At 62.6% G+C, this 14032-nt stretch carries 13 protein-coding genes; 4 read left to right on the top strand and 9 right to left on the bottom strand.

All coding sequences use genetic code 11. From position 1 onward, the window contains the following. Positions 1-50: 50 nt before the first annotated feature. Positions 51-1004 (top strand): siderophore ABC transporter substrate-binding protein, encoded by a 954-nt coding sequence (locus tag N6G83_RS01500; protein ID WP_260514415.1) that lies wholly within the window; start codon positions 51-53, stop codon positions 1002-1004. Positions 1005-1037: 33 nt separating this feature from the next. On the opposite strand, the gene N6G83_RS01495 is transcribed toward N6G83_RS01500, so the two are convergent. Both N6G83_RS01495 and N6G83_RS01490 read right to left on the bottom strand, forming a co-directional pair. Further along, positions 1038-1826: an ABC transporter ATP-binding protein gene (locus tag N6G83_RS01495; protein WP_004935663.1), complete on the bottom strand. Its 789-nt coding sequence runs from the start codon at positions 1824-1826 to the stop codon at positions 1038-1040. Beyond that, positions 1823-2905 (bottom strand): FecCD family ABC transporter permease, encoded by a 1083-nt coding sequence (locus tag N6G83_RS01490; RefSeq protein ID WP_025303533.1) that lies wholly within the window; start codon positions 2903-2905, stop codon positions 1823-1825. Before N6G83_RS01490 ends, N6G83_RS01495 begins: the two co-directional genes overlap by 4 nt. Before the next feature lie 364 nt (positions 2906-3269). On the opposite strand from N6G83_RS01490, the gene N6G83_RS01485 reads away from it, so the two are divergent. Beyond that, positions 3270-4370, top strand: coding sequence for a GGDEF domain-containing protein (locus tag N6G83_RS01485; protein ID WP_089181131.1), 1101 nt, complete (start codon positions 3270-3272; stop codon positions 4368-4370). Positions 4371-4415: 45 nt separating this feature from the next. Here N6G83_RS01485 and N6G83_RS01480 read toward each other — a convergent pair whose 3' ends face one another. The 3 genes from N6G83_RS01480 to N6G83_RS01470 all read right to left on the bottom strand — a co-directional run bounded on the left by N6G83_RS01480 (position 4416) and on the right by N6G83_RS01470 (position 7274). Further along, positions 4416-5894, bottom strand: coding sequence for an amino acid permease (locus N6G83_RS01480; protein WP_167324457.1), 1479 nt, complete (start codon positions 5892-5894; stop codon positions 4416-4418). Between the two features lie 218 nt (positions 5895-6112). Beyond that, positions 6113-6979 carry a DNA-binding transcriptional regulator YeiE gene (gene yieE / locus N6G83_RS01475; RefSeq protein WP_025303536.1) on the bottom strand — a complete coding sequence of 289 codons (867 nt, stop codon included), beginning with the start codon at positions 6977-6979 and terminating at the stop codon, positions 6113-6115. A 97-nt stretch (positions 6980-7076) separates the two neighbouring features. After that, complete coding sequence (locus N6G83_RS01470; RefSeq protein ID WP_049294861.1) at positions 7077-7274, bottom strand: hypothetical protein; 198 nt, start codon at positions 7272-7274, stop codon at positions 7077-7079. A gap of 192 nt (positions 7275-7466) precedes the next feature. On the opposite strand from N6G83_RS01470, the gene N6G83_RS01465 reads away from it, so the two are divergent. Both N6G83_RS01465 and nfo read left to right on the top strand, forming a co-directional pair. Then, the gene (locus tag N6G83_RS01465) at positions 7467-8540 is read left to right on the top strand and encodes a YeiH family putative sulfate export transporter (RefSeq protein WP_049205269.1); all 1074 of its coding nucleotides are present in this window, start codon (positions 7467-7469) and stop codon (positions 8538-8540) included. Between the two features lie 98 nt (positions 8541-8638). After that, positions 8639-9478 (top strand): deoxyribonuclease IV, encoded by an 840-nt coding sequence (gene nfo, locus N6G83_RS01460; protein ID WP_049205268.1) that lies wholly within the window; start codon positions 8639-8641, stop codon positions 9476-9478. 19 nt (positions 9479-9497) lie between these two features. Here nfo and N6G83_RS01455 read toward each other — a convergent pair whose 3' ends face one another. From N6G83_RS01455 to fruB, 4 genes are all read right to left on the bottom strand, one after another. Further along, positions 9498-10091: a DJ-1/PfpI family protein gene (locus tag N6G83_RS01455; protein ID WP_080287108.1), complete on the bottom strand. Its 594-nt coding sequence runs from the start codon at positions 10089-10091 to the stop codon at positions 9498-9500. Positions 10092-10251: 160 nt separating this feature from the next. Continuing rightward, the gene (gene fruA / locus N6G83_RS01450) at positions 10252-11937 is read right to left on the bottom strand and encodes a PTS fructose transporter subunit IIBC (RefSeq protein WP_049208513.1); all 1686 of its coding nucleotides are present in this window, start codon (positions 11935-11937) and stop codon (positions 10252-10254) included. Between the two features lie 11 nt (positions 11938-11948). Continuing rightward, complete coding sequence (gene fruK / locus N6G83_RS01445; RefSeq protein ID WP_043136417.1) at positions 11949-12890, bottom strand: 1-phosphofructokinase; 942 nt, start codon at positions 12888-12890, stop codon at positions 11949-11951. Then, a complete protein-coding gene (gene fruB, locus N6G83_RS01440) occupies positions 12887-14020 on the bottom strand; it encodes a fused PTS fructose transporter subunit IIA/HPr protein (protein ID WP_025303543.1) in 1134 nt (377 codons plus the stop codon). The genes fruK and fruB overlap by 4 nt, the downstream gene beginning before the upstream one ends. Positions 14021-14032 lie beyond the last annotated feature (12 nt).

Below are 14032 nucleotides of genomic sequence, written 5' to 3'. Positions count from 1 at the left end.
CTGGGCGCGCGCTGCGCGCCCTTTTCATTCCATCACCGTGAGGAAGCTCCATGAGATTACGCCGCTCCCCCCTGATGATCGCCCTGCTGGCCGCGATGGCGCTGGCGGGTTGCCACAGCAAAACCGATACGCCGATAGCCGCTACTCCGGCCACCGTCAACGTCCAGCACCTGAACGGCAGCACCGAGGTGAAGAAGCACCCGCAGCGCATCGTGGTGCTGGATTACGCGTCTCTGGAAACGCTGCAGCTGCTGGGCGTCGAACCGCTGGCGCTGCCCGGCAACCGCAAGAACTTGCCGGATAGCCTGAAGCGCTATCAGGATGACAAATACCTCAATGCCGGCACCCTGTTCGAACCGGATATGGCCGTGCTGCGCGCCGCCAAGCCGGACCTGATCCTGATCGCCGGCCGGGCGTCCAAAGCCTATGACGAGCTGAACGCGCTGGCACCGACGTTGAACATGTCCGTCGATCAGCAGGATCAGTTGGGCAGCCTGAAACAGCGCACCCTGCAGCTGGGCGAGCTGTTCGATAAGCAGCAACAGGCGCAGGCGGCGATCGATAAGCTGGATGCGCAGATCGCCGCAGTCAAACCACAGGCCACCCAGGCCGGGCGAGGGCTGGTGGTGCTGTTCTCCGGCGGCAAGATCAGCGCTTACGCCCCCAAGAGCCGTTTCAGCTTCGTCTATGACGCCCTCGGCTTCTCGTCCGCGCTGCAGTCCGACGAAAAAGACGTGCGCGGCAACAAGCTGACGCCTGAGCAGGTCGCCAAACTGAATCCGGACTGGCTGTTCGTCATCGACAGAGACGCCGCGACCGGGCGGCCGAACGCGGTGGCACCGCAGAAAATCCTCACCGGCACCGCGCTGAAGAAAACCACGGCGGTGAAAAAAGGCCAGGTGGTCTACCTGCCGGCAGCCGAGGTGTATCTGTCCGGCGGCATCGTCACCGCCCAGCACGTCGTCGAACGCGTGAGCGCGGCCCTGAACCACGCTGCGCGATAAAGAAAGCCCGGCGATGCCGGGCTTTTTCTTGGGTTAAATCGTCGGCTGGTTCACCAGACCGTCTATCAGCACCTGCGGCGTGCCCTGCGAGCAACGCTCGATGCGCCCGCGCACGCCGTAGACCCGCGCCAGGCTCTGCGGCGTAATCACCTGATCCGGCGCGCCATCGGCGATCAGATCGCCATCCTGCAGCATCAGCACGTGGTCGCCGTGACGCAGCGCGATGTTGATGTCATGCACCACCACCACCGTCACGATATTGCGCTTGCGGGTTTCGCGGCGCACCAAATCCATCACGTGGAACTGGTAGTTGAGATCGAGCGCGCTCAGCGGCTCATCCAGCAGCAGCAGCGACGGCTGACGGATCAGCGACTGCGCCAACCCCACCAGCTGTTTCTGGCCGCCGGACAGCTGATCGAGATAGCTCAGCGCCAGGTGGGCGATGCCCAGCTGTTCCAGCAAAGCCATCACTTCCGCTTCGCTGCCGGCGTTGCTGCGGCCGCCCGAGGCGCGCTGCGCCACGATGATCGACTCCAGCACGTGCAGATGCACTCCGGCGGGCAGCGACTGCGGCAGGTACACCACTTTCTCCGCCCGACGGGCGAACGGCATCTGCATCAGATCGCCGTCGTCCAGCCACAGCTTGCCCTGCGCCGGGTTCAGCCCGGCCAGCGAGCGCAGCAGCGTCGATTTGCCGCTGCCATTCGGCCCCAGCAGCACGGTGATTTGCCCGCGCGGCAGCATCGGCACCGAGAGATTGTCGATCACCTGGCGTTTCGGGTAACCCGCCGAGAAGTTTTCTATCCGTAAACCCTGGCTCATACGTTCCCCCGGTGGCGCAGAATAATGCTCAGGAAGAACGGCACCCCGACCAGCGACGTGACGATCCCCACCGGGATGATTACCCCAGGCACCAGGTTTTTCGACGCCACCGAGGCCATCGACAACACCAGCGCGCCAATCAGCGCACTGGCCGGCAGGTAGAAACGGTGATCTTCGCCGAAGATCATGCGGGCGATGTGCGGCGCCACCAGACCGATAAAGCCGATCGGCCCGACGAAAGCCACCGCCAGCGCCGAGAGCATGCTGATGCGCAGCAGCGTGGTCAAACGCAGCCGACGCACGTCGATGCCGAAGCTCACCGCCCGGTCTTCACCCAGACGCAGCGCGGTCAGTTTCCACGAGCTCATCATCGACAGCGGCAGCAGCACGGCGAACACCCCGAACAGAATGCCCAGTTTGTCCCACGAGGCGCGCGCCAGGCTGCCCATGGTCCAGAACACCAGCCCCTGCAGCGTGTCCTCGCTGGCGATAAATTGCATCATCGAGACCAGCGCGTTGAAGGTAAACACCAGCGCGATGCCGAACAGCACCACGCCGGAGGTGGCGACCCGCGTCCAGCGCGTGATGCCGTCGAGCATCAGCGCAGCGAACAGCGCGAAGATAAAGGCGTTGGCGGAGATGAACCACTGGTCGGGAATCCCCGGAATGCCGATGCCAAGCACGATCGCCAGCGCGGCGCCAAAGGCCGCGGCGGAAGAGACCCCGAGGGTAAAGGGGCTGGCCAGCGGGTTATTCAGGATGGTCTGCATCTCCGCCCCGGCCAGGCCGAGCGCAAAGCCCACCACCACCGCCATCAGCGCGTAAGGCAATCGGATGTCCCAGACGATCACCCGCGTGCCGGCATCGGCCGCGGCGGGGTCAAGCAGCGTGTGCCATAAGGACGACAGCGACAGGCCGGACGGCCCCATGGTGAAATCCAGCAGCAGCGAGCCCAGGATCGCCAGTGCCAACACGCCCATCATCATCAGGCGATGGCGAAGAATATGCTGATAACGCCCCATCACGCCGGCGTTGGGTTGCCCCTTGGCGTCAGTCATGGGATCGGTGGATACGCTCATTCGTTAAGATACCTGTTACAACCATCATGACAGCGGCGCGAAGGCGTCCGCCGTGAACCGGAAAGTGTGCGGCAGCAGCCTGCGCGCAGCCGTCCACAATAAAGCAAACGATAATACTTATCAATCATATCAATCGGTGAAAACAGCGTTATCGAAATGTAACAATTTGTTTTTACACGCCATTTTTCAAACCACCACGCTTACCCCCGCCAGCGGCCAGTAGGTTCATTATTCTGAAAGTGATCCCTGATCCGACCAGACTCTGACAAATAACGGCAAAACCACATAGAATCCAAAGCCACAGCACCGCGCGTGCAAAAAACCTTCAGGCCGCCGCAAGAGCGGCCTTATTGACGAGGCTGTAATGAGAAGTCCATCTCCGGCGACAACGCCCAAACGCCCGGCGCTGCTGAACTGGCTGTTATACAGCCCGCTGCAGGCCGATGACGAGCCGTTTCAACGCCAGCTGCGTCTCACGCTGACGCCCTCTCCTCTCACTCCCTGGCTGAATGCCGCAGGGCCGGTCGCGCTGTTGGTGGGGTACGCCTGGCTGAACCGACCGCTGATCGGTATCGGCCTGCTGCTGCTGTTGCTGCTGTTGACCGCCGGGCGAGCCTGGCTGGCGCGCCGGCGTCAACCCGCCTGGCCGGACGCCATGCTGGTGACGGTGTTGCTGTGGACGCTGCTGGTCGGCGCCAGCGCCGCGCTGGCGATGCTGTCGGGCCGCTTCGTTTTAATACTTTTCGCCGGCCTCACCATCACCGCTCTGGCCTGCTGGCTGATGCAGCGCCACGCCGCCGCGCCACGCTTCGCGCTGCTTGAGGTGATCGCGCTGACGCTGCCTTACCTGCTGGCGGCACCGCTGTCGCGCGTGCAAAATCTGTTTGTCCTGGCGGACCTCGCGCCGCTGTGGCTGGTGCTGGCCCATGGCATGATCGCACGCTACCACCGCCAACTGGTGCAGCACGTCACGCTGGCCTGGGAGAAACAGCAGGCGTCGCACCGCGATCGCCTGACCGGCTTCCTCAACCGCGCGGGCGGCGAGGTGGTGATGCGCAGCATCTGCCGCCCCGCAGCGGCACAGACGATCTCCCACCTGTTCATTCTTGAGTTCGGTCCACTGGCGGCGCTCTACCAAAGCCACGGCGTCCAGATCGGCGACGACGTACTGCGCACCGTCGGCGAGCGTCTCAAGACGCTGATCCGCCCGAGCGACTACGTCTGCCGCTATACCGGCGGCCTGTTTTTGATTCTGGTGCACGATCTGCCCTACGGCGCGGAAAGCGAATTCCTGGCGCGCATCGTGCCGCCGCTGGAGGCGCCCTACGATTTTGGCGCGTTCGGCGAGGTGAACATGCAGCTTAACGCCGGCATTGTGGCGCTGACGCAGCATTATGCGACGGTGGAAGATTTGATGAGTTCGGCGCAGCGGGCGCTGGCGGAAGCCAAAGGCGGGAAAAAGTAAAACCAAACGCGGCGGGAACCCCCGCCGCGTATCACTCACCGAAAATTACTTCACGTCCATCTTCGGGAATTCCATTTCGCTGTACTTCACGATACGGGTGCCTTGCGACAGCTTGTAACCGAACCAGATCAGCAGGAACAGCGGAATGCCGATGTAGGTCGCGGTCACGCCGTACCAGTCGATCTTATCTTGCAGGAAGGCCTGGTAGTTCTGCCCCAGGGTAATGATCAGACACAGCACGAAGGCGAAGATCGGCCCCAGTGGGAAGAACCCGGAACGGTACGGCAAATCGTTCAGATCGCGCCCCTGCAGCATGTAACCGCGACGGAAACGGTAGTGGCTGATGGCGATGCCCAACCAGGCGATGAAACCGGTCATGCCCGAGGTATTGAGCAGCCACAGGTAAACCGACTGGTTGCCGAACATTGACGTCAGGAAGCACAGGCCAGCCACCACGCAGGTCGCATACAGCGCGTTACGCGGCACGCCGCCTTTCGACAACTTGGCGAAAATGCGCGGCGCCTTGCCTTCCGACGCCAGGGTGTACAACATGCGGGTCGATGCGTACATGCCCGAGTTACCGGCCGACAGCACCGCCGTCAGGATCACCGCGTTCATCACCGCCGCCGCCGACAGCAGGCCGGCATGCTGGAACACCAGAGTGAACGGGCTGACGCTGATGTCTTTCACATCGTTGCGCAGCAGGCTCGGATCGGTGTACGGAATGATCAGGCTGATGATCAGAATGGCGAAGATATAGAACAGCAGGATACGCCAGAACACCTGACGCACTGCACGTGGGATGTTTTTACCCGGATTCTCCGATTCGCCGGCCGCGATACCGATGAGCTCGGTGCCCTGGAACGAGAAGCCGACGATCATGGCCACGCCGATCATCGCCGAGAACCCGCCGGCAAACGGCGCGTCTCCTACCGTCCAGTTCTGCCAACCGGCATGCTCGCCGCCCTTCAGAATGCCGACGATCATCAGCACACCGACGGCGATGAAGATAATCACCGTGCTGACCTTGATTAACGCGAACCAGTATTCCGCCTCGCCGAACCCTTTCACCGAAATGTAGTTCAGCAGGAACATCAGACCGAGGAACAAGGCGCTCCAGATCCAACCAGGGGTGTCCGGGAACCAGTAGTTCATTACCAACTGCGAGGCCACCAGGTCAACGGCGATGGTCACCGCCCAGTTGTACCAGTAGTTCCAGCCTAGCGCGAAGCCGAAGCCTTCTTCCACGTATTTGGCGCCGTAAGTGGAGAATGAACCGGAGACCGGCATAAAGGCCGCCAGTTCGCCCAGGCTGGTCATCAGGAAGTACACCATCAAACCGATCAGAGCGTAAGACAGCAGCGCGCCGCCGGGGCCTGCCTGAGAAACCGTGGCCCCCGAGGCCACGAACAGGCCGGTGCCGATGGAGCCGCCGATGGCGATCATGGTCAAATGCCGGGCTTTCAGCTCGCGGCGCAATCCGGGTGCTTGCTGCCCCGATGTTTTTATATCCTGCTGAGCCATTCGTACCCTATCTGCTCTTTGAAAAAATGAGGGCGGATTGTAACAAATACCCGCCGGTGAACTAGCAACATTGCACTGATATAAGATAGCTTCATAATTCAGAGGCAATTATTAGCCGCGGCCCTTATGGCCTTACTTACTCTCATTAATGTGAGCGCGCGCAGGTTTTTATGCTTTCTTCGGCCTGCGCAGCAGCAGAGGACGTGACGCGCTGTCGATTACAGCGCGCAATAGCTGAGAAAACGCTGCAAGGCGTTGGAAATGTGCTTTTGCCGATGGCGGATCAGGTACAGGGTGCGCCGCAGCGGCGGCAGCGGCACCGGCAGTTCTACCAGTGCGCCGCTGGCCAGCTGTTCTGCCACCACGCGCCGCGACAGGCAGCTGATGCCGATACCGTGCCGCACCGCGTGCTTGATCGCCTCCGAGTTGCCGAGTTCCATCACCAGCTGGAAGTGCGGCAGGTGCGCCAACAGCAGATGATCCAGAACCTCGCGGGTGCCCGAACCACGCTCGCGCAGGATCCAAGGCGCATTGGCCAGCGCCTCCAGCGTCGGCGGTTGGTGGGTCAAGGGATTGTCCGGCGCGGCAAACACCACCAGCTCGTCCTCCAGCCACGGCTGCGTCACCAGCTCCGGCATATGGCAAGGCCCTTCGATCAGCCCCAAATCGACGCGAAAATCCGCCACCGCTACGATCACGTCCTGGCTGTTGCCAACGTTCAGCTCCAGCGGCGTGGCCGGAAAATCCCGACGGTAACGGGCGATCATCTCCGGCAGCATGTAGTTGCCGATGGTGCTGCTGGCGGCGATGCGCAGCGCCCCGCCGTCATGGCGGAACAGCTGCTCTATCTCCCCCGCCTGTTCCAACAGCGCCAGCGCCTTGGGATACAGCAACCGGCCGTGCTCGTTGATCACCAGCCGTTTGCCGACGCGATCGAACAGCTGCACGCCCAGCTGCCCCTCCAGATCCGCCAGCGCCGCGCTGACCGCCGACTGCGACAGCGCCAGCACCACCGAGGCCTGAGTGGTCGAACCGCTTTTCAGCACTTCGGTGAAAACTTCCAGTTGACGCAACGTGATATGCATAGCCGTCCCGGTATTGAAAGAATGTTCTGCCAGAGAACCCAACATGGTGATGTGGGCAGCCCGGCCAGGCTACCCTGTTTGCGGCCAGATCGGCGCGCTATTTGCCCAACGCGACCAGTTGCGCCGCCGCGGCCAGCACCGGCTCGCGCGGCGTGCCGACTTCGTCCCGCAGTATCAATTGCAGCATCGCAACGAGATGATCGCGGTCGATCGCCTTGTTTTCTTCAATCAACCGCCGCACCGCGCGCCCCACTTCCTGATCTACCTGCTCTCTGCGTTGATCGTCGGTATCCATCGCCTGCTCCTGTGAGTTGGAAAGTTGACGGCGGCTCGCCGCTCCTCCACACCCTAGCCGCAATGCGGCGTTATGCCAATGCCTGATCCCATACCACTTATTCAGATAGGTTATAAATATATAATCAATTTCTCTTTTATTCAGCCCAAACGTACTCTTAGCAGCAAGAAACAGACTGAAGGACTGACTTTTATGGCGACTGATACCACTCACACCTATCCCGAGCGACGCTTTCCGCTGTTTGGCCTGCCACGGCTGGTGCCGGGGCTGGCGCTGACCGGCGCGCTCACCGCGTTGGCCGTCTGGGCCGGCGATATTCCCTGGGTGGCGGAGCTGGGGCTGGGGGCGCTGACGCTGGCGATCCTGCTCGGCATTCTGGTGGGCAACACGCTGTACCCCCACTGGCAAACCGTTTGTCACAGCGGCGTACAGCTGGCCAAACAGCGGCTGCTGCGTCTGGGGATTATCCTTTACGGCTTCCGGCTGACCTTTCAGCAGATCGCCGACGTCGGCGCCAGCGGCATCATCATCGACGCACTGACCCTGATCACCACTTTCCTGCTGGCCTGCTGGCTCGGCAAGAAAGTGTTCGGCATCGACAGCCAGACCGCGATACTGATCGGCGCCGGTAGCAGCATTTGCGGCGCGGCGGCGGTGATGGCCACCGAGCCGGTGCTGAAGGCCGATTCCAGCAAAGTGGCGGTAGCGGTCTCGACCGTGGTGGTATTCGGCACCCTGGCTATTTTCGTTTATCCCTGGCTGTATCAGTTGAATGAACACTTCCAGTGGCTGCCGTTCAGCCAGGAAACCTTCGGCATTTACGCCGGCTCCACCATCCACGAAGTGGCTCAGGTGGTCGCCGCCGGGCACGCCATCGGGCCGGACGCCGAAAATGCGGCGGTGATCGCCAAGATGATCCGCGTGATGATGCTGGCGCCGTTCCTGCTGCTGCTGTCGGGCTACATCAGCCGCGGCAGCGCAGGCAAGGCGGAAAAATCCGCCATCACCATTCCGTGGTTCGCCGTGCTGTTTATCGCCGTCGCCGGGCTGAACTCCTTCAACCTGCTGCCGGCCACGCTGGTGCGCCATCTGATCACCGCCGACACCTGGATGCTGGCGATGGCGATGGCGGCGCTGGGGTTGACCACCCACATCAGCGCCGTGCGCCAGGCCGGGATGAAACCGATTCTGCTGGCGACGCTGCTGTTCGTCTGGCTGCTGGTCGGCGGCGGCGCGATAAACCAACTGGTGCAACACCTGCTGTAATCCCCCTCGGCGGTCCGCTTCGGCGGGCCGCCGCTTTTCGCCATTCAATCCGCCCGCCATCAATGCCATAATGTCACCGATAACACAGGAGAATGAAGATGAAGTTTGTCGGTGCACATGTCAGCGCGTCAGGCGGCGTGGATCAGGCGGTTATCCGCGCGCACGAATTGGAGGCGACCGCGTTCGCCCTGTTCACCAAAAATCAGCGTCAATGGAAGGCCGCACCGCTGGCCGCCGACGTGATCGATAAGTTCAAGAGCGCATGTGCCCAGTACGGCTTCGGGCCGGGGCAGATCCTGCCGCACGACAGCTACCTGATCAATCTGGGCCACCCGGTGGCCGAGGCGTTGGAAAAATCGCGCGAGGCGTTTATCGACGAACTGCAGCGCTGCGAACAGCTGGGGCTGACGCTGCTGAATTTCCATCCCGGCAGCCACCTGCTGCAAATCGATGAAGACAAGTGCCTGGCGCGCATCGCCGAATCGATCAACATCGCGCTGGATAAAACCGCTGGCGTGACGGCGGTGATCGAGAACACCGCCGGCCAGGGCAGCAACCTGGGCTTCAAATTCGAACATCTGGCGGCGATCATCGACGGCGTGGAAGATAAGAGCCGCGTCGGCGTTTGCATCGACACCTGCCACGCCTTCGCCGCCGGGTACGATCTGCGTACCGAAGAAGACTGCGAGCACACCTTCAAGCAGTTGGGCGACATCGTCGGCTTCAACTACCTGCGCGGCATGCACCTGAATGACGCCAAGAGCGAGTTCAACAGCCGCGTCGACCGCCACCACAGCCTGGGGGAAGGCAACATCGGCAAAACGGTGTTCAGCTACATCATGCGCGATCCGCGCTTCGACAATATTCCGCTGATTCTGGAAACGGTAAACCCGGATATCTGGGCGGAAGAGATCGCCTGGCTGAAAGCACAGCAGTAACCCTCCCTTGGCCGCTCGCCTATGCGCGAGCGGTTTCCCCCACCGTGTGCTCTGCCGCCAGCATGGCGCCGAACTGACACAGCGTTTCTTCATCCAGGCCCGCCGCCCTAAACACCGCGGTGGTAAAGCTGACCGGCGCCGAGCCTGGTGCCGTAATGACACGGTCATCCACGACGGCGGCGGCGCTCGCAACGTAATGGCGCTGCCCGCTGTAGCCCTCAACATTGCCCGTCAAGAACTCGGCAGCGTTGGAGGTATGCGCCCTGCCGTTCAACAGGCCAGCCCGCGCCAACGCCAACGTCCCGCCGCAAATGCCCGCCAGAGTCGCGCCGCGTTGAGACTGCTCGTTGAGCAACGCGCGGATATCCGGCGCCCGTTCGGTTTCCCACAGGGTGCCGCCGACCACCACCAGCACCTCGGGGCGCCAATCCGCCAGTTCGGCCACGCTTTTTTCAACCTCGACCGTCAGCCCGCCCTGTGAGCGAAGCGTTCCGGCCTGCGGCGCAAAAAACGCCACCTCCAGCCCATAAAACGGGCCGCCAACGCCGGCAATCAGCGCGTATTCCCAATCGGCGAAACCGGGTGTGAGTACGATCGCCACTTTTTTAGCCACGGATGAATCTCCTTGAGTCATTGCTTGTTCGCAGGAACAAAGTCGCGCTATCAGCTTAGAAAGCGTTGTGGTTTCTGACCAGGGGTAAATCGTGCTAACTGCCTAAGGCACAAACAAAAACGCGCAGCTCGGGGCTGCGCGTTTTGCGGTATCGCGAGGCTTACGCCGCGGCAGTAACCGGTACTTCAGCACGTTTCAGCAGGGCATAAGCTACGCCCGCCAGCAGCGTACCGGCGGCGATCGCCACCAGGTACAGCAACACCGGCGAAATCGCGCCCGGGATCAGCAGCACGAACAGCCCGCCGTGCGGTGCCATCAGTTTGGCGCCGAAGGCCATCGACAGCGCGCCGGTCAGCGCCCCGCCGGCGATGCAGCACGGCAACACGCGCATCGGGTCGCGGGCGGCGAACGGAATCGCCCCTTCGGTGATGAAGCACAGCCCCAGCACCAACGCCGCCTTGCCGCCTTCCTGTTCGGATTTCGGGAACTTGCGGCGCGCCAGCAGTGTCGCCAGACCCATCGCCAGCGGTGGCACCATGCCCGCCGCCATGATCGCCGCCATCGGCGCATACACCGAAGAGCTGAGCAGCGCCACGCCAAACGCGTAGGCCGCTTTGTTCACCGGGCCGCCCATGTCGGTACACATCATGCCGCCGAGGATTGCCCCCAGCAGTACGGCGTTGGCGGTGCCCAGCGATTGCAGCCAATGGGTCAGACCTTCCATGATTTTCGCCACCGGCGTGCCGACCACGTAAATCATGATGAGGCCGGTGATCAGGCTGGCGACCAGCGGAATGATCAAGATGGGCTTCAGCGCTTCCATACTTTGCGGCAGGCGCAGCTTGCTGCTGATCGCCTTAGCGACATAACCCGCCAGGAAGCCGGCGATGATGCCGCCGAGGAACCCGGCGCCGGTGCTCACCGCCAGCATGCCGCCGATCAGGCCCGGCGTCAGGCCCGGACGATCCGCGATGGAGAAGGCGATAAAACCGGCCAACACCGGCACCATCAGCGCAAAGGCGGAGCCGCCGCCGATCTGCATCAGCGCCGCCGCCAACGTGCCTTTGACTTCAAACGCCTTGATGCCGAACACGAACGACAGCGCGATGCACAGACCGCCGGCCACCACCATCGGCAGCATGTAGGACACGCCGGTCAGCAGGTGGCGATACGGGCCGCTGCCCTCTTTCTTTTTCGCCGCCGGCGCCGCGCTACCGCGCTGCTGCGGCTGGAACACCTCCGCCTCGGCCTGCGCCTTGTCCAGTTCCTGCGCGGTTTTCTTCAGCGCCAGACCGGTGGAAGTACGATACATCGGCTTACCGGCAAACTTGTCCAGATCCACTTCGATGTCCGCCGCGACGATCACCAGATCCGCCGCCGCCACTTCTTCCGGGGTGATGGCGTTGCCGGCGCCGACGGAACCGCGCGTTTCCACCTTCACCCACCAGCCGCGTTTCTTGGCTTCACTTTCAATGGCTTCGGCCGCCATAAAGGTATGCGCCACGCCGGTTGGGCAAGCGGTGATCGCCACGATGCGTTTTTGCCCATTGGCTTTCACCGGTGCCGCCGCCTGCGGCACCTGATAGGTTTCAGCTTCGGCCTGGGCACGCGCCAGAAAAGCGTCCGGTTCACGCACCGCCTGTTCGACATCGCCCACATACACCAATTTACCGTTCAGCCCGGCGTCAGCAGGGGCAGACTGCCCCGCCACCGCCACCAGTTCGGCGTCCTGCAGTGACTCGACCAGCGTCAGGCCGTTTTTGGCCGCGGCGGCCTCCAGCATGCGTTTCGCCAGGTGGCCACGGGCCTGCCCCAGCGAACTGTCTACCATCAGCAGCGTTTTCATTCTGCCTCCTGCTATTGATTGAAAGGTTTCAGATCGACGCGCGCCATCATCGCGGCCAACTGGGGACGATCGGTCACGCCGACGTTGCTTTGGCTGACCGCCAGCGCCGCTACCGCCGTGGCCAGACGCAGAGTGTGTTCGCTGGATTCGCGCATCAGCAGGCCGTAAATCAGGCCGCCGACCATCGAATCGCCGGCGCCCACGGTGCTGACCACCTCACAGGACGGCGGTTTGGCGATCCAGGCGCCGGAGGCGTTAACCCACAGCGCGCCTTCCGCGCCGAGGGAGATGACCACGTGGGCGATGCCCTGTTCACGCAGCGCATGCGCGGCCTCGACCACGTCCGCCAGCGTCGGCAGCGGGCGACCGGCCCAGATTTCCAGCTCGCGGCGGTTCGGCTTCACCAGCCACGGCGAGGCCTTCAGCCCGGCGACCAGCGCTTCGCGGCTGCTGTCGAAAATGATGCACGGGCACTTGGCGCGCAGCTGGGTCATCCAGTCGGTAAAGGCGTCGGGATCGACACCGGCCGGCAGACTGCCGCTCACCGCCACCATGTCGAACTGGCCCAGCCAGCTCAGCGAGTCGCTGACGAAGCGATCCCAGTCCTGTGATGTCACTTCAAAACCGGAGAAGTTGAAATCGGTCACTTCGCCGTCTTTTTCCGTCAGCTTGACGTTGATGCGGGTGCGGCCCGGCACCACCTGAAAGCGATTGGCGATCCCCAGATCGCTGAACAGCAGTTGGAAACCGTCCTGATTGTCTTTGCCCAAGAAGCCGCCGACGGTGACGTCGATGCCTAAATCCTTCAACACTTTGGCGACGTTAATGCCCTTACCGGCGGCGTGCAGGCCGGCGGTTTTTACCCGGTTGACTTCCCCGCGCTCGATCTGCGGGCAGAAACCCACCAGATCGTACGCCGGGTTCAGGGTGATTGTTGCTACTCTTCTGCTCATGCTGCGCCCTCGCCCAGTCCTTCATTAATCGCTTCGCCAATCGCCTTCAGCGCGGCTTCAGCATCTTCTCCATTGGCGGTAAAGCGCAGGTGATGCCCTTTCTTCACGCCCAACGCCACCACCTTCATCAGGCTGCGCCCGTTGGCCGGCTTGCCGCTGCCGTCCAGGTTGGTGACGGTGATGTCACTGTTGAAACTTTTGATCACGTTGACCAGCGCCGTGCCCGGCCGCGCGTGCAGACCGTGCTCGTTGCGGATCACGAATTCGGCGCTCAGCACGCTGCTCTCTTCCGCCACGTCGCTGGTCAGCAGCGCCAGCACCCCAGCGGCATCCGCCTTCAGCAAGCGTTCAGCTTTGTTGGCCAGCAGCAGATCGCTGAGGTAGTTGAGCACCGCCAGCGGCTGCGCGTCGGCGACCGACACCGTCAGCAGCAGCGCCACCGGCTCGCCGTCTTCCACGAAAGCCTGCGCCGGGCGGCTGACGGTGGCCGCGCTGGCCAGGTTGCCTTCAACGCTGTCGCTCAGCCAAATGCCCTGCCCCAGATTCAGCGGCCTGCGGGTGATGACATCGCTGACGAACTGCGCGTTGACCGCCCCAATTTTTTGCAGACGGCCGGCGTTCAGCGCCTGCAGCGTCATCAGGCTGTCGGCCGCGACGTCGAGCGCAATCAGCGAAACGTCGAACTGGAATTCAGCGCTCTGCTGTTCGCCCATCAACAGGCTGCGCAGCTCTTCCGCGGAGGTGGTTTTCGCCAGCCGCTCCGCCACGCTATCATCACTCAGCACGTGGGTGAGCTGACGCAGCAGTGCCAAATGCTCGTCGGAACGGGCGGCGATGCCGATCGCCACATAAGCGGTCTGGCCTTCCCCCCACGCGATGCCCTGCGGGAACTGGAACACCTGCACGCCGGTTTTCAACACCAGATCGCGGGTATCGGTGGTGCCGTGCGGAATGGCGATGCCGTTGCCCAGGTAGGTGGACGTCTGCAGTTCGCGCTGCAGCATGCCGTCCACGTAACCGGCGCTGACGCAGCCGGCTTCGGTCAGCGCGGCGGCCACCTGACGGATGGCCCCCTGCTTATCGGCGGCAGCGGCGCCCAGATGAATGTCTTGCGGTGACAACTGGAACATGATTCTCCTCTC

The sequence above is a fragment of the Serratia sp. PL7 genome, assembly GCF_945957435.1.
This window is presented reverse-complemented; position numbering and strand designations above follow the sequence as displayed.